General features: G+C 54.3%; 17 protein-coding genes. 13 read left to right on the top strand and 4 right to left on the bottom strand.

Annotated features, from left to right (window positions below; all coding sequences use genetic code 11):
• Positions 1 to 244 precede the first annotated feature (244 nt).
• Positions 245 to 1,744: an alpha/beta hydrolase-fold protein gene (locus JKK62_RS14895; RefSeq protein WP_201428593.1), complete on the bottom strand. Its 1,500-nt coding sequence runs from the start codon at positions 1,742 to 1,744 to the stop codon at positions 245 to 247.
• Positions 1,745 to 2,006: 262 nt separating this feature from the next.
• Between JKK62_RS14895 and JKK62_RS14890 the strand changes: the two genes are divergently transcribed.
• The 3 genes from JKK62_RS14890 to JKK62_RS14880 all read left to right on the top strand — a co-directional run bounded on the left by JKK62_RS14890 (position 2,007) and on the right by JKK62_RS14880 (position 4,882).
• Positions 2,007 to 3,131: a hypothetical protein gene (locus tag JKK62_RS14890; RefSeq protein WP_201428592.1), complete on the top strand. Its 1,125-nt coding sequence runs from the start codon at positions 2,007 to 2,009 to the stop codon at positions 3,129 to 3,131.
• Between the two features lie 74 nt (positions 3,132 to 3,205).
• Positions 3,206 to 3,904 carry a PP2C family protein-serine/threonine phosphatase gene (locus JKK62_RS14885; RefSeq protein WP_201428591.1) on the top strand — a complete coding sequence of 233 codons (699 nt, stop codon included), beginning with the start codon at positions 3,206 to 3,208 and terminating at the stop codon, positions 3,902 to 3,904.
• Positions 3,905 to 3,940: 36 nt separating this feature from the next.
• Positions 3,941 to 4,882, top strand: a complete 942-nt coding sequence (locus tag JKK62_RS14880; protein ID WP_201428590.1) for a hypothetical protein — start codon at positions 3,941 to 3,943, stop codon at positions 4,880 to 4,882.
• A gap of 277 nt (positions 4,883 to 5,159) precedes the next feature.
• On the opposite strand, the gene JKK62_RS14875 is transcribed toward JKK62_RS14880, so the two are convergent.
• On the bottom strand, positions 5,160 to 6,095 hold the full coding sequence (locus JKK62_RS14875) for a DMT family transporter (RefSeq protein ID WP_201428589.1): 936 nt from the start codon (positions 6,093 to 6,095) through the stop codon (positions 5,160 to 5,162).
• Between the two features lie 435 nt (positions 6,096 to 6,530).
• Here JKK62_RS14875 and pyrR point away from each other — a divergent pair, with 435 nt between their 5' ends.
• From pyrR to JKK62_RS14850, 5 genes are all read left to right on the top strand, one after another.
• Positions 6,531 to 7,067, top strand: coding sequence for a bifunctional pyr operon transcriptional regulator/uracil phosphoribosyltransferase PyrR (gene pyrR, locus JKK62_RS14870; RefSeq protein WP_201428588.1), 537 nt, complete (start codon positions 6,531 to 6,533; stop codon positions 7,065 to 7,067).
• Positions 7,068 to 7,151: 84 nt separating this feature from the next.
• Positions 7,152 to 8,657 carry a uracil-xanthine permease family protein gene (locus tag JKK62_RS14865; RefSeq protein WP_243411875.1) on the top strand — a complete coding sequence of 502 codons (1,506 nt, stop codon included), beginning with the start codon at positions 7,152 to 7,154 and terminating at the stop codon, positions 8,655 to 8,657.
• A gap of 217 nt (positions 8,658 to 8,874) precedes the next feature.
• Positions 8,875 to 9,720 carry a class B sortase gene (locus JKK62_RS14860; protein WP_201428587.1) on the top strand — a complete coding sequence of 282 codons (846 nt, stop codon included), beginning with the start codon at positions 8,875 to 8,877 and terminating at the stop codon, positions 9,718 to 9,720.
• Complete coding sequence (locus tag JKK62_RS14855; protein WP_201428586.1) at positions 9,695 to 11,179, top strand: LCP family protein; 1,485 nt, start codon at positions 9,695 to 9,697, stop codon at positions 11,177 to 11,179. The genes JKK62_RS14860 and JKK62_RS14855 overlap by 26 nt, the downstream gene beginning before the upstream one ends.
• A 280-nt stretch (positions 11,180 to 11,459) precedes the next feature.
• A complete protein-coding gene (locus tag JKK62_RS14850; RefSeq protein WP_201428585.1) occupies positions 11,460 to 12,701 on the top strand; it encodes a glycoside hydrolase family 3 N-terminal domain-containing protein in 1,242 nt (413 codons plus the stop codon).
• Between the two features lie 64 nt (positions 12,702 to 12,765).
• Here JKK62_RS14850 and JKK62_RS14845 read toward each other — a convergent pair whose 3' ends face one another.
• Together JKK62_RS14845 and JKK62_RS14840 are read right to left on the bottom strand one after the other, a co-directional pair.
• On the bottom strand, positions 12,766 to 14,157 hold the full coding sequence (locus tag JKK62_RS14845; protein ID WP_201428584.1) for an RNA polymerase sigma factor: 1,392 nt from the start codon (positions 14,155 to 14,157) through the stop codon (positions 12,766 to 12,768).
• An 83-nt stretch (positions 14,158 to 14,240) separates the two neighbouring features.
• Complete coding sequence (locus tag JKK62_RS14840; RefSeq protein WP_201428583.1) at positions 14,241 to 15,710, bottom strand: RNA polymerase sigma factor; 1,470 nt, start codon at positions 15,708 to 15,710, stop codon at positions 14,241 to 14,243.
• Between the two features lie 221 nt (positions 15,711 to 15,931).
• Between JKK62_RS14840 and JKK62_RS14835 the strand changes: the two genes are divergently transcribed.
• From JKK62_RS14835 to JKK62_RS14815, 5 genes are all read left to right on the top strand, one after another.
• Positions 15,932 to 17,566 carry an alpha-amylase family glycosyl hydrolase gene (locus JKK62_RS14835; RefSeq protein WP_201428582.1) on the top strand — a complete coding sequence of 545 codons (1,635 nt, stop codon included), beginning with the start codon at positions 15,932 to 15,934 and terminating at the stop codon, positions 17,564 to 17,566.
• Between the two features lie 69 nt (positions 17,567 to 17,635).
• Complete coding sequence (locus JKK62_RS14830; protein WP_201428581.1) at positions 17,636 to 17,938, top strand: hypothetical protein; 303 nt, start codon at positions 17,636 to 17,638, stop codon at positions 17,936 to 17,938.
• A 58-nt stretch (positions 17,939 to 17,996) separates the two neighbouring features.
• Positions 17,997 to 21,206, top strand: coding sequence for a dockerin type I domain-containing protein (locus JKK62_RS14825; protein WP_201428580.1), 3,210 nt, complete (start codon positions 17,997 to 17,999; stop codon positions 21,204 to 21,206).
• A 191-nt stretch (positions 21,207 to 21,397) separates the two neighbouring features.
• Positions 21,398 to 22,138 (top strand): ABC transporter ATP-binding protein, encoded by a 741-nt coding sequence (locus JKK62_RS14820; RefSeq protein ID WP_201428579.1) that lies wholly within the window; start codon positions 21,398 to 21,400, stop codon positions 22,136 to 22,138.
• Positions 22,135 to 22,464: a hypothetical protein gene (locus tag JKK62_RS14815; protein WP_201428578.1), complete on the top strand. Its 330-nt coding sequence runs from the start codon at positions 22,135 to 22,137 to the stop codon at positions 22,462 to 22,464. Before JKK62_RS14820 ends, JKK62_RS14815 begins: the two co-directional genes overlap by 4 nt.
• The last annotated feature ends 5 nt before the right edge of the window (positions 22,465 to 22,469 follow it).

Below are 22,469 nucleotides of genomic sequence, written 5' to 3'. Positions count from 1 at the left end.
CTTTTACGTCAGTACCTCTTTTGTTATTCGATGAAAGGATAGCTGCAATCAATTCGTCTTTTTACAGGCTCCCTTTGGTAAAGGGAGCTGTCCCCGAATGGGGACTGAGGGATTGAATAAATTGATCGACCGAAGGGAGAGATCTATTGAAAGAAAAGAGAGGTACTGACTTTTTCGTCAGCACCTCTTTGTTATTTGATGAATGGAAAGACGGGATCAATTCCTAATTCCTAATTCCTAATTATTACAGGTCCATCCCCCAACTGAGCATCTCCGGGAAGTACAGTGCCCAGAAGCCCTCGCTGTGAGTCGCGTCGGAATCTGTCTTGGTGATCATCTTATCGGCGGGATAGCCGTGCGCCGCCATCCAGCCCTCCATCGCCGTAGCGTTGGGGTATAATGCCTGCTCGAGCTGATCATTGGCGCTGTTGCCGCAGAAGAAGTAGATGCGCGGGGTGTTGCCCGAGAAGTCAAGGGTATCGAGATAGTTATCCCATACCGGTTGATTGTAGAGGATGAAGGCGGGGGAGAGAGCGCCGACATAGCGGAACTTGTCCATGTTCTCCATGCCGATGTAGAACGCCTCGATACCGCCGGAGGACGAGCCCGCGATGCCGCGGATGGAGTTGGTGTTGTAATTCTGCTCGACATAGGGGATGACGGTGTCGGTCACAAAGTCGGAGAATACCTTGCCGCCGCCGTTTTTGAAGGTGCTCATATCCTCACCTGCAACGGTCGCGACCTCGCCGAGGTCGGGGGTCAGCTCATGGTTGCGGCGTGCTTCGGTATTACCGCAGGCGATACCGACCACGATCACGCCGTCGCCGCCGTTCTGCATGAGGGAGAGAACGCTCTCATCACATTCCCACTCATAGCCCGACAGGGTGGTCGCCTGACCGAAGAGGTTCTGACCGTCGCACATATACAGCACGGAGTATTTCTTGCTCGTGTCGGCGGCGTTGTAACCCTCGGGCAGCCAGATATAGACATTCTTTTTGTAGCCGTCGGGATAGTCAAAGCTGACGGTCTTGATGGTTCCCTCATTGTTCTGACCATAGGGGTAAACGCCCGCAAGATATTTACTGCCGGACGCCTTTGCCTGAATGAAATAGCCGGAGTTTGCTTTGGTAACGGGCAGATCGGTCGTCTGGATCTGCGCGCCGTTGTTGAAGATCACACGGTCATACTGTGTGACGTCAACGTTCATGCCGTAGACCTTTTCGCCGTAGCTGTTGGTAACGGGATTTGTCATCGCCATGCCGGGCCACGCTTTTTGTATCGCGCCGGTTTCACTGTTGAAGAGATAGGCATAGACCGCCGACCAGTTCTTGTTATTGGTAAAGTGGATCGGAATATTGTTTTTCACTTTCGTCACCTCGTCGGGAGCTTCTGTGGGAGCCTGTGTCGGCGCCTCTGTCGGAGCGATAGTGGGCGCCTGCGTCGGCAGGAACTCGCCGGAAGGGAATTGGTTGATCACGCCGACCAGATAGCGCTGGATCATCGTCGCGTCAAGGATCGTCAGCTCGTCATCCGCGTCAACATCGCCGCGCGTCCGCGCATCCTCATCTAACTGAATGACCCCCGCCAAGGCGCGCTGGATCGTCGTGACGTCGAGGATCGTGACGTCATCATCGCCGTCAGCGTCGCCGTACAGCTGTGCCGCCGCCGTGCTGACGGACACACCGAGGAAAACGCTGAGGGTCAATGCCGCGATCAGCAGAAGAGAGATAAGCCTTTTTTTCATAATAACACCTTCTTCGGAAATACTGAATATACTGTTCGTTTCTATTATAAACGTTTTATGAACGTTATTTCAATAGTTTGTGAAAATATTCTCGGCATATTGACAAAGAAATACTTATTTTGCTATAATAGCAATATATATGTATAATAGGGTCAGTATGAGAAATTCAATCGTGCGGATCGTCAACAAGAAAAAATCGCGTTAAACCCGCGATTATCGACGACCGTGACCGTTTTTCCCGGCAGGAAAAGAGGGGATATATTTGGCAGATAACGAAAAGAATAACCCGTATTTTGAAAGAGAAGAATTCGATGTGGTAGATGAACGCGACGCGGAAAACGCCCGATTGACGGATGATACCGTTGTGAAGGACGATGTGGATATAGATGATTTGAAGTATGAGTATCCGGAGGATGATTATGCCGATTTCGAGGCATTCGACGTCAGCGAGCCGCGTGCTCCCATCAAGGAGATGGACGCCATCGAAGAGGCGCTGGCGATCCGTCGCCGCGACTGGATCAAGACGCATCTGAGCTATATCTATGCCGCGGTCGGCGTGGTCATCGTCGGGCTGATCGTGTTCGGTATCTATATGTATTCCTCGAGCACCAACCCGATGAGCCGTTTTATCGGCGCTTTGTCCAAGGATTTCTCCACCTCGTTTCATTATGAGATCGAGGTGACAGAGGACGACAAGCCGATGATGAGCCATACGGGCGATATCGCTGTCGATCGCTCCAAGCATTCGGTCAAATCTCTGTATGAATCGGATTATAACAGCTACACTTATACCGGAGCGGTCTATGCGTATGACAAGAGCGCGGCAAAGGGCAGTTATTACAACAACAAATGGAACATCCGTGAATGTACCGATAGTGTACAGGACTTTTTTGATTTTGATAAGGCATTCCGTTCCGGCGGATTTGACGCGGGCGCCTTCCTGCGCTTTACGGGACTGACGTCGGATTATTCTGCCCGTGAGTTGAACAGCGCTGTCGGCGTGCTGAGAAAGCGCCTTTCGACCAACAGCTCGATCGCGACGATCAAAACCGAAAAGGCAGAGGACGGCACGCGTTACCTTTATGATATCAACATCTATGAGTTGTTCTCGATGATCAAGAATGAAGGCGCTTCGATCTTTTACCGCGCCACGGATTATGATAAATTCGTCGCGCTGTTTGAGGCAAACAAGACGATCCTGGAGAACACGAAATGTACCGCCTCGTTCGTAGTAGACCCCGCGGGATATATGTCTTCCTTTGAGATGACCGTCACGACCGAGGGAAGTTCCTACGGGCTCAAATGTAAGATGAGCGATTTCGCGAACGCCGAGGTTGCGATTCCCGACACATTTTTCGCAGCGGCTCAGCTGACCCCGGCAGAATGATCTGCGATCCGACTTCGATCAAAGAGGTGAGTACCGTGCATAAGAACAGGGTGGAATACGCCGTTGTGTGTTCCATGGGAAAAATCAGAAAAAATAATGAAGACAATTTCTACTGTGCCGGTCACATCCGTGACGACGTCAACTCCGTTTTAGACGTCGCGTTCAGCGGCAAGGTCGACGCCGACGCCAACGAGCTTTTTGCGGTATTTGACGGCATGGGCGGCGAGGCGTGCGGCGAGGTCGCGTCCTATGTCGCCGCGACGGAGTCGCTGGTGTTTACCCGTTCAAAGGACGCGTATCAAGAATACTTAAAGCCGCTTGCCGCGCGGATCAACAACGCGATCTGTCAGGAGACCGAGGCGCGTTCGCTGGTGCTGATGGGTACCACCGCCGCGATGCTGCAGGTTCACAGCGAAGATATCTTTATCCTCAATTCCGGCGACAGCCGTATCTACCGCCTTTCGGGGCATGAGCTGGAGCAGCTGTCGATGGAGCATGTCGCGCTCAGCGGCAGTTCCAAGGCGATCACGCAGTTTTTCGGTATGCCGGAAGGGTATGAGGCAGCGCCCTATGCCGCGCGCGGAAAATTCAAGCCCGGCGATATGTATCTGCTGTGCTCCGACGGCGTGACCGATATGCTGAGCGACGATGAGATTTGTCGGATCATCGACGACAGGATGGATCTCGATGTGCTCGCCCGCGCGCTCACCGACGCGGCGCTTGACCGCGGCGGTATGGATAATACTACGGCGCTGCTTTTGCGCATGACATAAAAAACAGAAACATTACCAACAAAGACAGGGATCAATATGGAGTATAAAAACAACAAAACATCGAATCGCAGGAGATATAAATCCCGCTATCACAGCCCGCATAATTACAAAACCAAGCGCGGCGGGTCATCCAACCGCGCGTCGATTTTGATCGGCGTCGCGACCTTCCTCATCTTAGCGTCGCTGGTACTGGTATTCACCTTCGGCGACAAGATCTATTCCTTCCTCGACACGACCTTCCATCCGTCGGCGCTTCCGCTGTCCGAATCCGAGACGATGGGCGTTGTTCTCGCGACCGAGGAGGCGGCGCCTCCCGCGGTGGTGAGCGTCCCCGAGGAGACCGAGGCAGCACCGCAGCCGACGCAGGCTGTCGGCGACCAGGGCGATGATATCAACCGCCTGCTCACCGCGGCAAACCTCAAGGCGGAAGATCTCAAGGGCACACAGGCAATCTTCGTCGAAAGTCAGGGAACCTCCGCTAAGGTGTATTTCTATGAGAAAGCGGCTGACGGCCAGTGGACCCGCCAGTTCGATATCTTAGACGGCTTTGTCGGCACGGGCGGCACTTCGGATAACGTAGGCCCCGCCGACGATACCACCCCCAAGGGCACCTTTAACATCGAGTACGCGATGGGCACGAACATGAACCCCGGCACCAAATTGGATTATTACCAGATCCAGTACGGGATGAACTGGGTCACCGACCCCGCGTCCGTCAACTACAATCGTTTGGTCGACGCGTCCTCGCCGGTGGATTACACCTCCTGCCAGCAGCTGTACGAGTATACCAAGTCCTATCCTTACGCGGTTGTATTCGATTATAACCGCGATCCCGTGGACACCACCAAGGGCTGCGCGCGTTTCCTGCACGTTGCCTCCGAGCCGACCTACGGCGGCGTGGGCATCTCCGAAAACGCGCTGGGTATCATCCTCGGCTGGCTCGATCCCGCGGCGACCCCCACGATTACCATCTTTTGATGAATCGCCTAAAGGCTCCCTTTGGGAAAGGAGATTCCCCTACTAGGGGAAATGTCCGCAACGCGGACAAAAGGGTCTGCTGCCTCCGCTAGGAGGGCTCAAACCGATAAAAAACTGAGGGATTGCATTAATTGATCGAGCGTCAGTGAGATACATTATTGCAAGAATTCGGCGATAGCGCCGACGACGCGGCGATCTCAATATCTGATAACAACAAAGCCCTTCCGCTCGGAAGGGCTTTTATCATTGTCATTACGAACCGCCGACAGGTGTGCGGTTATGATTCTTTTCGCACGGAACGCTTCAACAGCTCCTGCGGCAGCTGGGCGATGATGATCGCCGCGAGCATGATCCCGCAGCCGATCCATTCATTGGGCTTCGGTACGGCGTGCAGGAAGATCACGCCGCCGAGTACGGCGAATACGCTTTCCATGCTCATCAATATGGACGCGAGCGACGGATTGGAGGCGTACTGCTGACCGATGATCTGCAGGGTATAGCCGACGCCGCTCGAGCAGATCGAGAGGTACAGCAGCGGCGCCCATCCCGCGAGGATCGCCGGGATATCGGGCTTTTCAAAGATCAGCATGAGGATCGCGGACAGAATTCCCGTGACCAAAAACTGGAGCGAGCTGAGCTTTACACCGTCCACCTCGCCGATGTAACGGTCAACGCACAGGATCTGCACGGCAAACGCCATAGCGCATATCAGCACGACGATATCGCCCGTGTACAGCGCTCCGAAGCCGTCGTACAGACATAAAAAGTACAGTCCGATGACCGCGAGCACGACCGCGATCCCGACGAACAGCCCCGGCTTTTTGTGCAGGAACAGTCCGAACAGCGGGACAAAGATGATGTACAGCGCGGTCAAAAAGCCGCTGTGCGCCGAGGCGGGCGCTCCCGCGGGATATAGGGAGATACCGAACTGCTGCAGGTTGACCGAGACGCACAGCATCACGCCGCAGATCATGCCCGCTTTGATGAGCTTTTTACGGTCGGCGGGATTATCTTCGCGCAGCGGTTTTCCCTTGATATGTCTTGTCACCGCCGCGACAGGGATCAGCGCGACCGACGCGATCAGCGAACGTATCGTGTTCACGGTGAACGGCGGTACGGTGTCGCTGAGCTTTTCCTGCGCGACGAACGCGAAGCCCCATATGATCGCCGCCGTCAGCAGCAGAGCCGACGACAGCACTTGTTTTTTTCTCATATTACCCTCTGTCGTTCCGTTTCAAGGGCGTTTTTTCATTACAGCTCACGCCCCGTTGATCCGGAAAATGCTTTGTTTTTCGTTCCATATGATACAAGAATCGGGGAATGATGTCAAGGAACGGCGTTTTTATCCTCGATCCGGCGGATGACATAAAAATGCACAAAAATGCGTTATAATTCTATTTTATCACTATAGAAAAGAAAAAAAGTAGTATGATATCCAACGATAACTTTTAAGTCGGTACAGAGATGCCGACAAGGTTGGTTTTGATATCCCAGTATAACTATGCCTTGTCCGCGTCCGGATGAGGCATATTTTAGTGACTGAAAACTGAAGACTGAACACTGAAGAATGAATAACGGCGGACGGGCTTTGCCCGTACCCAATTAATGTATCGACTGCAAAAACCCTATCATTAACAACGAGGTATTTATGGAATATAAGGCTGAACTGATGTCGGGAGAGGACATCGACAGAGCGCTCAAGCGGATCTCACATCAAATCATCGAAAAGAATCACGGACTGGATAACGTTTGCCTGATCGGTATCCGCACCCGCGGCGTACCGCTGGCACAGCGCCTGCAGCGCCATATCGCGTCCATCGAGGGCGTGAGCGTTCCGGTGGGCGAGTTGGATATCACGCTCTATCGCGACGATCTGTCCCGCGTCGGCGAGATGCCCGAGGTCAAGGGCAGCAATATCGACTTCAGTGTGGAGGACAAGATCGTGGTACTGGTGGATGACGTCATCTACACCTCCCGTACCGCGCGCGCCGCGCTCGAGGCGGTGATGAAGCTCGGCAGACCGTCCAAGGTCCAGCTGTGTGTGCTGCTCGACAGAGGCCATACCGAGCTGCCGATCCGCCCGAACTACGTCGGCAAGAACATCCCCACCTCGCTCGATGAGGTGGTCGCGGTGCGACTGCGGGAAACAGACGGAGAGAACGCGGTAAAACTGTATAGCAAATAAGCCTTTTTGTAGGGACGATCATCGATCGTCCGCGGACGGGCATTTCCCGTCCCTACTAAATATATTTCAAGGGGGAAATCCAAAATGAAAATGATCTACAACGTAAAGGATAAGCCCAAATTCGGTCAGCTTATCATTTTTGCGTTCCAGCAGCTGTTGGCGATCATGGCGGCGACCATCGCTGTTCCGATGATCGTTGGCAACGGAATGAGTACCTCCGCGGCGCTGTTCGGCGCGGGTATCGGTACGCTGGTGTATGTCCTGTTCACTAAGGCAAAGAGCCCTGTCTTCCTCGGCTCCTCGTTCGCCTTCCTCGGCGCGATGTTCGCGGCGTTCAGCGGCGCGGCAAGCGCGGCGCTGGGCTATGTCGGTCTGATCATCGGTGCGGCGCTCGCGGGACTTGTCTATGTCGTGATCGCGCTGATCATTAAATTTGCCGGCGTCAAGTGGATCAACAAGATCATGCCCGCTGTTGTTATCGGCCCGATCGTTGCGATCATCGGTCTTTCGCTTGCCGGAAACGCGATCGGCGATCTGAGCAAGGTGAATTATACCGCTCCTGTCGATATGGCACAGGTACAGGCGGTCGAGGTGGGCACCATCAATGAAGACGGCACGATCGCCTCTTCTTACGTTGCCGTCAACGATGACGGTACTGTCAACGAGAGCATCACGCTGACTCCGGATGAGAACGGCAATCTGACCGCTGCCACCCAGCCCGGCTCTCCTTATGTCGCGATCATCTGCGGTCTGGTGACCCTGGCGGTCGTCATGCTGTGTTCCGTATACGGCAAGAAGATGGCGCGGCTGATACCGTTCATCATCGGTATCTTGGCGGGCTATCTGGTGGCGACGATCTTCTACTTTATCGGTAAGGCTACCGGTAACGCGGCGCTGATGGTCATCGACTATTCCGCGCTGATCAACAACTTTAAGGTGATCGGCGTCTCAAGCTTTATCGCGGTGCCCGACTTCTCCTTCCTCAAGGCGTTCGGCGCGTTCGGCGAGGTCAACGGCGCTTATATCGGCACCATCGCCGCGGCGTATGTCCCGGTCGCGTTCGTTGTATTCGCGGAGCATATCGCCGATCATAAGAACCTCAGCTCCATCATCGAGCATGATCTTTTAGAGGATCCGGGTTTGAGCAGGACCCTGCTGGGCGACGGTATCGGCTCGATGGTAGGCGCGGTCTTCGGCGGCTGCCCCAACACCACCTACGGTGAGTCCATCGGCTGTGTCGCGATCACCAAGAACGCTTCTGTCAGCACGATCATCGTGACCGCGTGCGAGGCGATCATCATCTCCTTCATCGCTCCGTTTGTCGCTTTCCTGAGCACCATCCCGAGCTGCGTCATGGGCGGCGTATGTATCGCGCTGTACGGCTTTATCGCCGTTTCCGGTCTGAAGATGCTCCAGAAGGTCGATCTGGACGATAACCGCAACCTGTTCACCGCTTCCGTGATCCTGATCACCGGTGTGGGCGGATTCATCCTGACCTTCGGCACCATCACCGTCACCACCGTAGCGTGCGCGCTGATCCTCGGTATCCTGACCAACGTCATGCTGAGCAAAAAGAAGAAAGCAGAATAATCTTCATTCATCGGAGGTCGTCGTTTGACGGCCTCTTTTTTATTTAGTGATCAGTGATCAGTGCTTAGTGATTAGTTGATGGGTCAAATATCCCGCGGCTTTTGTCAAAGATGATAGATAAATGGATTTGACAACAGAGAAAGATAGGGGTATAATAATATACTGATTTAATATGGGGGAGTGAATCCTTGTTTGTTCCCTCCCGAATGGAGTTATTATGAAAAAAATCAAAAAGCCTCAGTGGATCGCGTTGCTTTGCGTTTGTATCCTTGTCATAATCGGCGCGGTGATATTCCTGATCCGCTATTTCAATCAACCGGACATCAACGGCGAGGTGCTTCCGACGGTTGCCACCCGCGATGAAACGACTGCCTCGACGCAGCGACCCACGGCGGAGCCTACGGAGTCAGAAGTTTATACAGGCGCGACAGAGGCGTGGGGTCATCAGCCCGCCGTGCTGAATGACTACCAGCCCAGCTTTGATGAGCTGATGGAGATCAATCCCGACGTCTACGCGTGGATCTATATCCCGAACACCGCCGTGGATTACCCTGTTGCCCGCAGTACCTCCGACGGCGACGACAGCTTTTATCTGGAGAACAATGTCTACCGCCAGTATCAGTTCTCGGGCACGATCTATTCCGAGATCAAGAACAGTCCCGATATGCACGACAGAGTCACCGTGATGTACGGGCATAATATGCTCAACGGCACGATGTTTGCTACCCTGCACAATTTCGGGAACAAGGAGTTCTTTGACCAGAATAATACTGCTTTTGTCCTGACGAAGGACAAGGTGTTCACCTATCTGATCTATTCCGCTTATACCTACGATGACAGACACATCCTGAACACGAACAACTTCGCGAATGACGAAGTATTCCAAAGCTATCTGGATGAAACGCTGGATCCTCATGCTATCGACGCGAATGTGCGCGAGGGCGTCACTCTCACGACCGATAACAAGATCCTGACGTTGAGCACATGTACAAGCGGTCCGTCGGATACACGATATCTGGTACAGGGGGTGCTGGTGGATGAAGCAACAAGACAACATGACTGATCAGCCCCGTCGTTATCGGGCACAGGTGAAGCGCGCCGCAAAAGGCACGCAACACCGGGAGCCTGTAATACCGCAGGCGCGGGAAGATACCGCGGTGGCAAAAACGACCGCCTCGCCGAACGGGGAAGAGATCGAACTGGCGTCCGATACCCGAAGCGGCGAATACGTCGACAAAACCGTGATCCTGCCGGTCGAGTCCTTTGACTATGTTGTTCCGAAGGAAACATTCAAGCAGCACAACAGCCGCAGGCATGTTTCCACCCATTCGGGCAACACCAAGACCGCCTCCGCGGAGGAACAGGCACAGGCGGACGAGGGATACATCTTCGTTAAAAGGAAGAAAGGCAAAAAGCATAAAAAAAGACATCGCCACCATCATCATAAGTTCAAGCATCTCGCAACTTGGAAAAAGGTTGTGATCATAGCCGTCTCGGCGATCTTGGCGCTGATGATCGCCTTTGCGGGCACCTTTTTGATCCTCAGAGAGATCGGCCGCCTCAGTATGCACGATTATGACGGCTTCGACGTCGAGACGCCCTCCGCTGATGAAAAGGGCAACCAGATCGTCAAGGCGGATAACAGCGGCCGTGTGATCACCTATAACGGCGTGTCCTATCAGCTGAACGAGAACCTCATCAATATCGTCTTTATCGGCGTGGATGAAGGCATCTCGGGCGACAATACCGCGATGGAGATGTCCGACGCGATCTATACTATGTCGATCGATACCGAGACCGGCGCCATGAAGATACTGGGCGTATCGCGTGATACGATGGCGGATGTGGATCTGTATTCCGATCTGGGCGATTTTATCGAGACCCAAAAGCTGCAGATCGCGTACTCTTACGCCTACGCGGGCGGAAAGGTTCACGGCGGCGAGAATACGACAAAGTCGTTGTCCCGGCTGTTCTACGGACTGCCTCTCAAGAATTACTTTGCGATCAATATGAAAGCGCTGGTCACGCTCAACGATACCATCGGCGGCGTGACGCTGGTGTCGTCGATGACCTTCACCTCGCCGATCGACGGCCGTACCATCAACGAAGGTGAAACGGTCACCCTGCACGGCAAGGAGGCGGACGTCTATGTGCGTTCGCGTGATACGAGCAAGCTCGATTCCAACAATGAGCGTATGCAGCGTCAGCAGGAGTACATCCGTGCGTTTATGAGCTCGATCATACCCGCCGCGAAGAAGGATATCTCCGTGATCACGAAGCTGTATAATGAGATCAAGGTCAACTCCGACTCCTCGCTCGATCTGGCTAAGATCACCTATATCGCTTCTACGGCGGTGACAAAGCTCCGCAATTCTTCGGATATCGAATACGTCAGCCTCAAGGGTCCGATCACCAAGGGCGAATACGCCGAGATGCGCGTGACCAATGAAGAAACGATCAAGACGATGCTCCATGTGTTCTATACGCCGCTGGCAGAAGTTCCCGAAGGTCTCAAAAAATAATGCGCTCCGGCTGCAAAGGCGGCGCATTATGATCCTTCGGCAGACATATGTGTCCGTTCAAGTGACACATTGAAAAGTATATCAACACGTTGACAGCTCTCCCGACCGGGGGAGCTGTTTTGCTGTCATGAGCGATCATGATAAATAATTACACTTTGGCAACAATTGTTGAAAAGAGCAGAGCCGTGTGATAAAATGTCAGTATCAGTATTACTCTTACGCCGCGACGGCAAAGCCCTTTCCCGCAAAGCGGGAGACACGGCGTAACAGGAGGCGCTCCATGAAAAAATTTGTGATCATATCCGTTGCGTTGGTTCTGGTCGCGGTTCTCGCGTTCGGTATCGCGCTGTTTCATTATATGAAGGTAAAGCAGCCCGAGAAAGCGGCAGAGACCGAGGCGGTCGAGGCGGTGGAAGAAACCAAAGCTCCCGTCAAAGCGCCCACCGAGGCGAACGCCAAACGCGACGATACGGCAGTAGGTTCCTCCGACGTATTTGAGAGCGGCAAGAGTCAAGCGGATACCTATGTTTCCTCTATGTCAAAGGAAGAGATGGTCGGTCAGCTGATCATGGGCATCTGTCCCGACACCACTACCGCAGCGGCACAGATGAAGCAGTATTCGCTGGCGGGTATGCTGTTCACAAAAGAGAATTTTCAGGGGATGACAAAAGAGCAGATCCCCGCGACCCTGACCGCCGCCGCGAAGGATCTCAAAACAAAGCCGATCTTAGCAGCGCAGGAAGAGGGCGGTCCCAATACGACGATCTCCGACCTGCCGGGCTTTGAGCAATACGACTTCAACGCGCCGAGGACGGAGTTTGACATCGGCGGGCTGCAGGGCGTAGAAAAGGCGGAGGAGAGCAAGACCCTCCTGCTCAAGGAAACAGGCTTCAATATGAACCTCACTCCGGTTATCGACCTCGCGACCTCCTCTGACCAGATCATGTATTCGCGTTCCATCAGCGGCGACGTCGATACCGTTTCCTCCTTTGCCGAATACGCGGCAAAGTTCGACCAGCCCCGCGGCGTGTCGATCGTATTACAGCACTTCCCCGGATACGGAACCATCCCCGACAGCGCCAACACCGGCGTGGGAGCGGTCATGGATGACCGTGAAGCCGATACCATCCGCAACACGGACTATACGCCGTTCAAGAAGGGCGTGAACGCCGGCGCTCACTGCGTGATGATGTCGAACGTCGTGGTGCAGAAGATCGATCCCAACCATACGGCGGCGCTATCACCCTCGCTGCACAAAGAGCTGCGTGATACGGTTGGATTCTCCGGTATCATCATGACCGATGTGCTCGACGACGCCGACTATTCCGCATATGCCGACGGCAAGAAGCCCGCTGTCCAGGCGGTGCTCGCGGGCAACGATCTGATCCTTGTGCGCGACTACGCGACCGCGTATAACGATATCCTCGCCGCGGTCAACGACGGTACCATTACCGAGGCTCAGCTCAAAGAAGCCTGTACCCGTGTGCTCGCCTACAAGTATACCGCGAAGATCATCAAATAATCGATAATGACAAATCCCCTTTCACCTTTGGTGTGAAAGGGGATTTTACTATAGGGCGGATTGTTCATTCGTTCTTGACATAACAGGTGTTTTGATCGTCGACGACGATGGTGATCCCGAGCGTATCGCCGGAAAGATTATAACGATTGAATCCGGACAGATATTCGATTGTCGAAGAGGGTACCTGTGACAGCGGCGTATCGGCGCCGTAATAGGTTCCGCTGAAGGCGGCGCCGGAGGATGATTCATATCGGATCACAGTGTCGCTGACTTTACTGACCGAGTTGATCTCGCCGGATTCACTTTTGTTAATGGGCTCTGCACCGCCGCCGAAGACGTGTTGTGTGACGGTACCGTTTTCGATCCCCAACGAAACATGTGTGTATCCTGCCATCTGAGGCATATAATAGGATCCCGCTATCGTGGAGAGGAGCTCGCTGTTATCGTTTGACGCGGGAGTTTCTTGCTCTTCGGGTTCCGATACGGATTTTTCCTCCGGTACAGGTTCCGGATTGGGAGAATCAGACGTTTTTTCCGTGACTGTGTCGGCAGCGTCGGATACGACAGATGTCGCGGGAGCCTGCGTTGCCGCTTCGGTGGCGGCGGTCGTTTCAGCCGTGTCGGATCTGACTGCCTTATTTGCCCGGAACGACGGACCCGCTAAAAGCAGTGTGATGATCCCGGCACAGATGACGATGATCGCGATCGACGCGGCGATCATCGCTTTGACGCCGACGGACATCCTTTTTTTGCCGGCGCAGATACCGCGCTCCGACTCCGCGTATGCCCGGATCTGCTTCCAGATCTGAGCCGCCGTCTCCGCCGACATCACGCGCGAGTGGATCAGAGAGGAATAGACGTTGTCAAAGGGAACCAGCGTGGCATTGGAAAACTTCTCGCCGGTCTCATGCTCACGATCCTCTATCTCCGTCTTGATGTGACCTTTTGTACAGCGGATGCGGGTGACGATCTCCTCTTCTGTACAGCCCATGATCTGTGCGATCTCAATGGGAGCGAGCTTGTCATAGAGCGAGAGGATCAGTGTTTGTCGTCTGATCTTCGGCAGACCTTCGATGATCATCCTCAGGCGATAGGAGAGGTCAAAGCGCTCGATGTAGTCCTGCGGCAGGAAAAAGTCATCCTCGATCCGCTGTTCGTATTTGCCGGGCGACTCGCGCTCGTCGGAATGGCTGTTGTTGCGGTGAAAGGTGTTGCTTTCGTTCAGCGCGATGTACTGCAGCCAAACGTCAAAGCTGTTGGGATCCTCTAAGGAGGCGATATGATCGCATACCTGCATAAAAGTCAGGCGAGTCACTTCTTCGGCTTCTTTGGCGCTCTTTGTCGTAGTAAGCGCCAGCGCGTATACGCTGTCTTTGTATTTGATATAGAGCTGTTCCAACGCCTTGAGATCACCCTGCTTGGCGTTGAGTATCAGTGAATAGATATAAGAATTCATGGGAACCTTCCTTGATTTGGATAAGGGGATCGGTCGCCCCTTATCTGTGAGTATTTACGTCGCTGAAAACCGATGCGGATGTGTTACTTGTAGACTGCTTTACTGTTGTCGACGATGACCGCTTTTTTCAAAACGCTTCCGTCGGTCTCAAAATACGAGGATGTGAACGGAAGATCGGAGATCGCTGTTCCGGCGGAGTAGTAGGTGAACTTGGTGCCCGAGAGGGGTGCGTCGCCGTTGGAGGCGGTAAAGCTGTAAATGCCCTTCTTCTTTGTGGTGAGATTGGAGATGGTCGCGTATCGATAGCCGGTGGTATTATCCTTGGTCATAAAACTCAGGTTGAAAAGACTGATGGAACCGTCGGATTTGATCTGCATCGTATTGAAATCATCTGTCGCTGCGGATTTCTGTTCGTTGTATGTGCCCGCCATCTTCGCGAGGATTTCGGAATCGGTGAGTTCCTCATTGTCCTCTGCCTTGCTGCTCGGCGTACTGCTCGACGAGGAGCTGCTCGAACTGCTCTTTTTACTGCTGCTTGAGCTGCTCTTTTTACTGCTGCTCGAACTGTTGCTCTTGCTGCTCGAACTGCTGCTCTTCGGTTCCCTTTCGGGACGTCTTTCCGGTTGAGGCTGTCGGGGTTCTTTGGGGTCTCTCGGCGCGGAGGAGGTCGTTTTGGAAGAAGAGGACGGCGCGGTGGTCTCTACGACCACGACGGTCTCGATCTCTGTTGCGGAAGGCGTTTTGGTGCTCGCCTTGGGCGAAAATCCGATCACGGCGCAAACGGTGACCAGCACCAGTACGGAAGCCGCCGCCGACAGCCACAACGCGATCTTTGAGCCGGTCGACATACCCTTTGGCTGTACGGGAGGAGCGGCATAGGCTTCGCCGCGGTCGGCGGTCTGCTGCAGCGCGTCCCAAATATAGGAGGCTGACTGAGAGGACATCGCCTGACCCGCGATCAATCCCGTATAGACCTGATTGAACGGGATCATCTCGGTGCTGTTGAAGTATTCGCCGCTGCGATAGGCGATCTCCTCGAGCTGTTGCTTGACGGTCGCCTTTGCCGTGCAAAGATGTGAGAGAGCGGTTTGTTCTGAGCATCTCATCGCCGCCGCTGCCGCGCGGACAGTCAGGTGGTTGTATACATACATCACCAGCGCCATACGCTGATAAATGGGCAGGGCGTTGATCACCTGCATCAGGCGGGCTTGCAGATCGCTGCGCTGTGCGTATTCGAGCGGCAGCATGAAGTCATCCGCTTCGTTGCCGATGATGTTGTTCTGCGTGTTAATATAGGGGATACCGTTGTCGCGGTTGCTCACCGTGCGCAGGCTTTCGACAGACACGATATCCAAAAGCTGTGACGCGATGTGCTTTGCGGAGGGATCCGCGTTTAGGATATTGCGCGCTTCACGGAAGGTGTACAGTGTGATGTCCTCCGCATCGCGGGGGTTCTGTACGGCAGCAAGCGCGATGGAATAGACCATGTCTTTATATTGATGATAAATCTGTTCCAATGAGGTGTAGGCAGGGCCGTTTTGTGTTCGATTCATACTTCATCCTCCTTCAATACGATCCGGGGCTTTTGACGAGAAAAAAGGATTCTTTCGTTTTGTTGAAAAAACCACCCAAAAGCCGATTCGATATCGTTTCCATTCGTATATACACATTACCTCTTGAAGTGTGACACTCAAATGAAAAATCCTGTTGACTTTTATCAGTCGGCTTGTTATTATTTGAGTATAGGATAATTAACATGAAAAGGGTGATATGTATGAAAAAAAGAATTATCAGCATGATACTTGTACTGAGCATGGTCGCGTTATGTCTGACGTCGGTCGGCTTCACCGTGTCCGCGCAGGATATCGACGCCACTTCTACGGCGGAGGATTACGGCTTGCCGCAGAACTGCGAGGACGGTAACATCCTGCACTGCTTCAACTGGACATTGGCGCAGATCAAGGCGGAGCTGCCTAACATCGCGGCGGCGGGCTTTACGAGCGTCCAGACCTCGCCGCTCCAGCCGCATGACGGCAGCAGTCATTGGTACTGGCTCTATCAGCCCACCAAATTCACGGTAGGCAACGAGCTGGGCTCCTACTCCGATCTGCAGACCTTGTGCAACGAAGCGCACGGCTACGGCATCAAGATCATCGTTGACGTCGTCGCCAACCACGTAGCGGGCTCTGACAACGGCAATCTGGCGAACGCTGTCGACAGTGTTTTCAAAAACAATAAATCCACCTATTTCCATAACCTCGGCGCGCGCGGCAACGCCGACGACCGTTATTCGACGACCCAGAAGAATATCGGTATGCCCGATCTGAACAGCGAGAATACCGCGATCCAGAACATGGTCTACGATATGGTCGTCAGCCTCAAAAACGCGGGCGTTGACGGTATTCGCTGGGATGCCGCCAAGCATATCGCCCTTCCCTCCGAAAACTGCGCGTTCTGGTCAAAGATGGCGCAGATCGATATGTTCCAGTACGGCGAGATCCTCGGCTCACCCGCGGACGGCGCATCCGATGCCGATAACACCACTTGGATCAACGAGTACGCTTCGTACATCAGCGTCTCGGATACCGTCTACAGCGCGGCGCTGATGTCGGCTGTCAGGGATAAAACGACCTACAAGTCGACCGGCAACTGGAACAGAAAGGGCGTAGCTTCGAGCAAGATCGTCAACTGGTCGGAGAGCCACGACTCCTATTCCAATGAGGTCAACTTCGGCGGCTGGACAAAGAATCTGGATCAGAATACCGTCGATAAGGCATTTGCGCTTCTCGCCGCCAGAGCGGATTCACAGACACTCTATCTCTCCAGACCCTTCCAGACGGCGCACCAGTCCATCAACTACGGCGTAAAGGGCAGCACCCACTTCACCAGTGACGAGATCACGGCGGTCAATCAGTTCCATAACGCCATGGTCGGCAAGGGCGAAAAGGTCCTCGGCGGCAGCACCTATTATGCCGTTCTGCGAGAGGGCGGCGCGGTGATCGTGTCAAAGACCAATGATTCCGATATTTCGGTCAACAATACCAACACCATGGTGCCTGTGGGTACCTATGTCGATAAGGTCTCCGGCAACACCTTTACTGTTACCGACAAAACGATCACCGGTCATGTCGGCACCACGGGTATCGCGGTGATCTACGGAGCGGAACAGCAGCCGACCGAACCCGCGGGGATCCTCGGCGATATCGATGGTGACGAAGAGGTCACGGTCATCGATGTGACGCTGTTACAAAGACATCTGGCAGGGATCAGTATTCCGAATACCGTTAATGACAAGCTCGCGGACGTCGATGGAGACGAGGAAGTGACCATCCTTGACGTTACCTATTTACAGCGTTGGCTGGCGGGCATCGTTTCAGACGATAACATCGGCAAACCGGTCACAACATAGAACCATATACAGCCCCATCGTGCACATGGATGGGGCTGGTTTTGTCTTTACCATTAAGAAGGTGCTTTCATGGAATACGGATATTCAATCCTGATGGCAGCGTTTGCCGCCGCGATACTGTTTTACGCCGGCTTGATGGCGATCTTTAAGGATTACAAGATGCTGCCGTATCGGGCGCGAGTTTCCGTTAAGCCGAAGGATGAAAAGCGCTATATGATACAGCTGTCCAAGGCGGTCGCGCTCGTGGCGCTCGCTCCGGCGCTCAGCGCCCTTGCGGGATTATGGAACATGCTTGTCGCTATGATTGTTCTGATCGGCGGTGCGGTCTTCTTTATCTGGCTCGGGACAAGGCTGATGCGCGGCGTGGAATGAGCCTGTAACGAATCAACCATCATAAATCTTAATCATATCACAAGAAAGAGGTGCTCTTATGAAGAAGCTATCCATACGTGTCATCGCGCTGATCTGCGTGACGCTCCTGTGTCTGGCGACCGTGTGCTCGGTCGCACCGGCCGCCGCCGCGACAGTCTATCTGCGCGGTACGTTCAACGGCTGGGAGAATCCCGCCGATTACGCCATGACCTTGGAGAACGGCCGCTATATCCTCACGACCCACCTGAGTAAGGGCGCCTATGAGTATAAGGCAGCGACCGCCGATTGGAGCACCTTCCAGGCGCCTGTTGAGGGCAACGAGAGCCTCACGCTCGACGCCGACGTCGATGTGACCTTTATCGCCTACGCGGACAGCCACATCATCGAGGCGTATCCTCATTCCACGCTCGAAGCGGGCGTTAATATGGTCGTGCTGCGCTGTAAGTGGATGGAGCACAACGATCTGGTGCTCGTGCAAAAGAACAGCGCGGTATCCTACCAGAGCGTGGATTCGTCCTATCCCGACACCGCCTACTGGAACATCATCCCCGACGGCAGCGGTGCGTATTATCTGCAAAACAACGCGACAGAGGAATATGCCGCGATCAGCGGCAGCAGCGTCATCTGCACAGCGTCCACCGACGGCGACACAAGCTGGACGGTCGACACCACCATGGGCGTGCGGTTCATCAATACGGCGAACGACAACGCCGTCATCAACGTCGAAAACCTCACCGGCAACGCGCAGGCGACGAACGTTCCCTTCTATTACACCAGCTCCCAGTGGGATTTCGAGTACAACGCCTATGACTACACGCTGACCCCCGACAAGGTCATCGACACGGGCTACAATGCCTACGCGACCTCGCCGACGTCCATCACCTCCTATATGACGGGCAGCAGAAAAACATGGACGCAAACGAAGAACCTTTCCGCTTATCCTCAGTTCAAGGCGGAGAATTCTCCGCTCGCGGCGGCGGTCTACAACCTCTCATTGGAAGAAGCCCTCAAGAGCATCCACACCGATTCCTTCGGGCAGGTGTTCTACACGGGCACCGCGTGGCAAAAGGTCTGGACGCGCGACACGGCGCTGTCCAATCTCTACTCGCTCGCGTGGGTGTTCCCCGAGATCAGCTACAACTGCGAGCGTGAGAAGATCAAGACATTAAACGGCGTTTCCGTTTTTGAACAGGATACGGGCACAGGCGGCTCCTATCCCGTTTCCACCGATAAGATCATCACGATGCTCTCCGTCTGGGAGACCTACCTCACCGACGGCAACAAGAGCCATCTGAGCTATTTCTACGACGTCTGCGCCAACACGATCATGCAGGATATGAACGTCGCCTATGACGCCGACGCGGGACTGTTCCGCGGCGAGACCTGCGGACTCGACTGGCGTGACCAGACTTATCCCGACTGGACGAGCGAGACCTATGACAGCGGATTGTCCGCGATCGCCGAGAGCAAGACCGCCTCGGTCAACGCGATCTACTGCCGTGTGCTCGAGATCATGAGCAAGGCGGCTAAGGCGCTCGACAAGGGCGAGGCGGCTGAACAGGGTTGGGCACGATCCGCGCAGGATTTAAAGGCGAAGATCAGCAGCAGACTGTGGAATGAGAACATGGGGCTGTATTCTTCGTGGGAGTATCCCGAATACATGGGCAGCGTAAAGGCGGAAAAGACCGACGTACTCGGCAACGGCTTTGCCCTTTGGTTCGATATCGGCACCGATTCTCAACTCAGAGATATCTGCGAGAATTCGCCGCTGGTCAATTACGGCGCGGATACGGTCTATCCGCAAAAGCAGGGCAAGCTCAAAAACGCCGACAAGGTCTATCACAACCGCGGTATCTGGCCGGGCTGGGACTCCACTTTGATGGTCGGCGCGGCGTATCATGACAACAAGGCGCTCGCCGAAGAGATCTTCAACTCCAACGTGCGCGGCGCGGCGGTCTCACTGACCAACAAAGAGGTCATCGACTACCGCACGGGCGAGGGTGTGGAATCCGACCAGCAGCTCTGGTCGATCGCCGGCACGCTGGCGGGCTATTACCGCGTGATGTTCGGCATGAACTACGACGAGGACGGTATCACCTTCAACCCCTCGATCCCGAGCTGGATGGAAGGACCGTTCGAGCTGTCGAACTTCAAATACAGGGACGCGACGCTGAAGATCACCCTTACAGGCGAGGGCGACCGCGTCAAGTCGTTCAAGGTCGACGGCATTGCTAAAGATATCGATAACTATGTGTTCACCCCTGATAACACAGGCAGCCATACCATCGAGATCGAGATGGAGCAGAGCAACACCGCCTACACGATCAATAAATCCGAGGATAACCTCGTCGTTTGCCCCGAGATGCCCACGATGAATTCAGCGGGCGGCAGACTGGTCTGGACGCCCAAGAGCGGACTGACCTACAAGCTCTGGACGGGCAAGGAGTACATCGACGTCAGCGGCGGCAGCTATACGCCCGACGCGAGCGTCTATGGCTGTTACAGCCTGATGGCGGTCTCGCCCGACGGCGTTTGTTCCGAGCTGAGCAAGCCGATCGTCATCAGCCCCGACAGGATCAAGATCGAAGCCGAGAGCGGCAGTGTGTCGAGCAGCAGCCTGATCTCCTCAGGCTACGTGATCGACAACCGTTCCCGCAGCGCGGATCTGACGCTGACCGTCACGGTCGGCAAGGCGGGTCGCTACCTGCTCAGCGGCATTTATAATAACCCCGGCGACGCCACCTCCGGCGTCAGCTGCGCGATCCGTTCCGTCTATGTGGACGGCGAGGATCAGGGCTCGCTCGTATTCCCCGAGGTCTACAGCAATCATACCAATCAGGTCAGCACCCACCTGACTCTCGACCTCAGCGAGGGTACGCATACGGTCAAGGTGTTCTATGATACCGCCAACTGGTATGACCGCAATATGAGCATCACGACAAACAACGTTTCCTACAACTACTTCCACTTTGATTATGCGGGCACAGGCGCGCAGGAGCCTACCGAAGCACCCACGGAAGCCCCTACAGAGGCACCTACTGAGCCTGTCCGCATCCTCGGCGACGTGGACGGCGACGGAGAGGTGACCATCCTCGACGTCACCATTCTCCAGCGGTATCTTGCCGGTGTGGGTCCAACGACCGCGTTCAGTGAAGACGTCGCGGACGTTGATCGTGACGGTGACGCGACCATCCTCGATGTGACCCTCATCCAGCGCTGGCTTGCCGGCGTAGGGATCGCGGTCGACGGCATCGGAGAGCCGATCTGATCCCTCAGAACCAGTTGAATAATGATCAAAAGCTGCCGCGGGACAAGAGCTGTTCCGCGGCGGTTTTTCATTGTAAGACAGCGACGATACCAACGCAGGTTTTTCTTGATTTTTTACATAAAACGTGTATAATACTTCTTGAAAGAATTGCCGCATTAGTATAATGCTATGCTCGGAAAGGAGATGATCACTTGATCGAGGTAAAGAATTTCACCAAGCAGTACGGCGACAATACCGTCGTGAAGGATATCTCATTTGTCGCCAAGGACGGCGCCATCACCGGCTTCATCGGTCATAACGGCGCGGGTAAGTCCACGACGATCAAAGCGATCACAGGCGTCATCAAGCCCACCAAGGGCACGATCCTCATCAACGGGATCGATATCGCGAAGGACGCGAAAAAAGCAAAAATGCAGTTCGGCTATGTGTCCGACAGCCCCGACCACTTCCTGCGACTGACGGGGCTTGAATATCTCAACTTCATGGCGGATATTTATGACGCCCCCGTGGAGGGCAGAGCCGCGTTCATCGAGGATTACGCCAAGCGCTTTGGTATCTACGATTCACTGGGCAACACCATCCTGTCATACTCGCACGGTATGCGCCAGAAGCTCATGATCATGGGCGCGCTGATCCACAGCCCGTCCGTCTGGATCCTCGACGAGCCGTTGACGGGTCTTGACCCGCAGAGCGCGTTCGAGCTCAAGCAGATGATGCGCGAGCATGTCGAAAAGGGCAATTCGGTGTTCTTTTCCACTCACGTACTCGAGGTAGCGGAAAAGCTGTGTGACGAGATCTGTATCATCAAGCACGGCGAGCTGCTCTATCACGGTACCTTGGACGACCTCAAAGCGACCCACAAGTCGCAGGCGTCCTTAGAAAATATATTCCTTGAATTAACAGAAACAAAAGATTCGGAGGTAACAGTATGACTATGATGTGGCCGTTTGTATTAGGCGCATTAGGTATTTTCACCATCATCACGGGCGTTAAGATCATCCTCACCGGAAAGCTGAGCGCGCGTGAAGAAGAGAAGTTGGCAGCATATTCTGCGAAGGGCGCCAGAACCATGAGGATTTTGAACGCCGCCTTTAACATCATTGCCGGTCTGGTCATCATCGGCTACGCCGTTGTCAGATATCTGGAGAATCAGGAAATCATTCCCGATAACGTCATCAGCAAGATCGTCCTGCTCGGCGTCGCTCTTGTGATGGTTGTTGTCTACTTCATTGTGCGCAATAATTGCAAGAAGATGTGATCGAT

Source organism: Ruminococcus difficilis, from assembly GCF_016680995.1.
Note: the sequence above shows the minus strand (reverse complement) of the source record. Positions and strands in the feature narration are given on the sequence as shown.

What these genes read in the sequence shown, in the direction of transcription:
- JKK62_RS14830 (WP_201428581.1), top strand. Translation starts at nt 17,636, where the DNA reads ATGGAATACGGATATTCAATCCTGATGGCAGCGTTTGCCGCCGCGATA.
- JKK62_RS14865 (WP_243411875.1), top strand. Translation starts at nt 7,152, where the DNA reads ATGAAAATGATCTACAACGTAAAGGATAAGCCCAAATTCGGTCAGCTT.
- JKK62_RS14815 (WP_201428578.1), top strand. Translation starts at nt 22,135, where the DNA reads ATGACTATGATGTGGCCGTTTGTATTAGGCGCATTAGGTATTTTCACC.
- JKK62_RS14825 (WP_201428580.1), top strand. Translation starts at nt 17,997, where the DNA reads ATGAAGAAGCTATCCATACGTGTCATCGCGCTGATCTGCGTGACGCTC.
- JKK62_RS14835 (WP_201428582.1), top strand. Translation starts at nt 15,932, where the DNA reads ATGAAAAAAAGAATTATCAGCATGATACTTGTACTGAGCATGGTCGCG.
- JKK62_RS14875 (WP_201428589.1), bottom strand. Translation starts at nt 6,095, where the DNA reads ATGAGAAAAAAACAAGTGCTGTCGTCGGCTCTGCTGCTGACGGCGGCG.
- JKK62_RS14850 (WP_201428585.1), top strand. Translation starts at nt 11,460, where the DNA reads ATGAAAAAATTTGTGATCATATCCGTTGCGTTGGTTCTGGTCGCGGTT.
- JKK62_RS14885 (WP_201428591.1), top strand. Translation starts at nt 3,206, where the DNA reads ATGGGAAAAATCAGAAAAAATAATGAAGACAATTTCTACTGTGCCGGT.
- JKK62_RS14845 (WP_201428584.1), bottom strand. Translation starts at nt 14,157, where the DNA reads ATGAATTCTTATATCTATTCACTGATACTCAACGCCAAGCAGGGTGAT.
- JKK62_RS14880 (WP_201428590.1), top strand. Translation starts at nt 3,941, where the DNA reads ATGGAGTATAAAAACAACAAAACATCGAATCGCAGGAGATATAAATCC.
- pyrR (WP_201428588.1), top strand. Translation starts at nt 6,531, where the DNA reads ATGGAATATAAGGCTGAACTGATGTCGGGAGAGGACATCGACAGAGCG.
- JKK62_RS14840 (WP_201428583.1), bottom strand. Translation starts at nt 15,710, where the DNA reads ATGAATCGAACACAAAACGGCCCTGCCTACACCTCATTGGAACAGATT.
- JKK62_RS14855 (WP_201428586.1), top strand. Translation starts at nt 9,695, where the DNA reads ATGAAGCAACAAGACAACATGACTGATCAGCCCCGTCGTTATCGGGCA.
- JKK62_RS14895 (WP_201428593.1), bottom strand. Translation starts at nt 1,744, where the DNA reads ATGAAAAAAAGGCTTATCTCTCTTCTGCTGATCGCGGCATTGACCCTC.
- JKK62_RS14860 (WP_201428587.1), top strand. Translation starts at nt 8,875, where the DNA reads ATGAAAAAAATCAAAAAGCCTCAGTGGATCGCGTTGCTTTGCGTTTGT.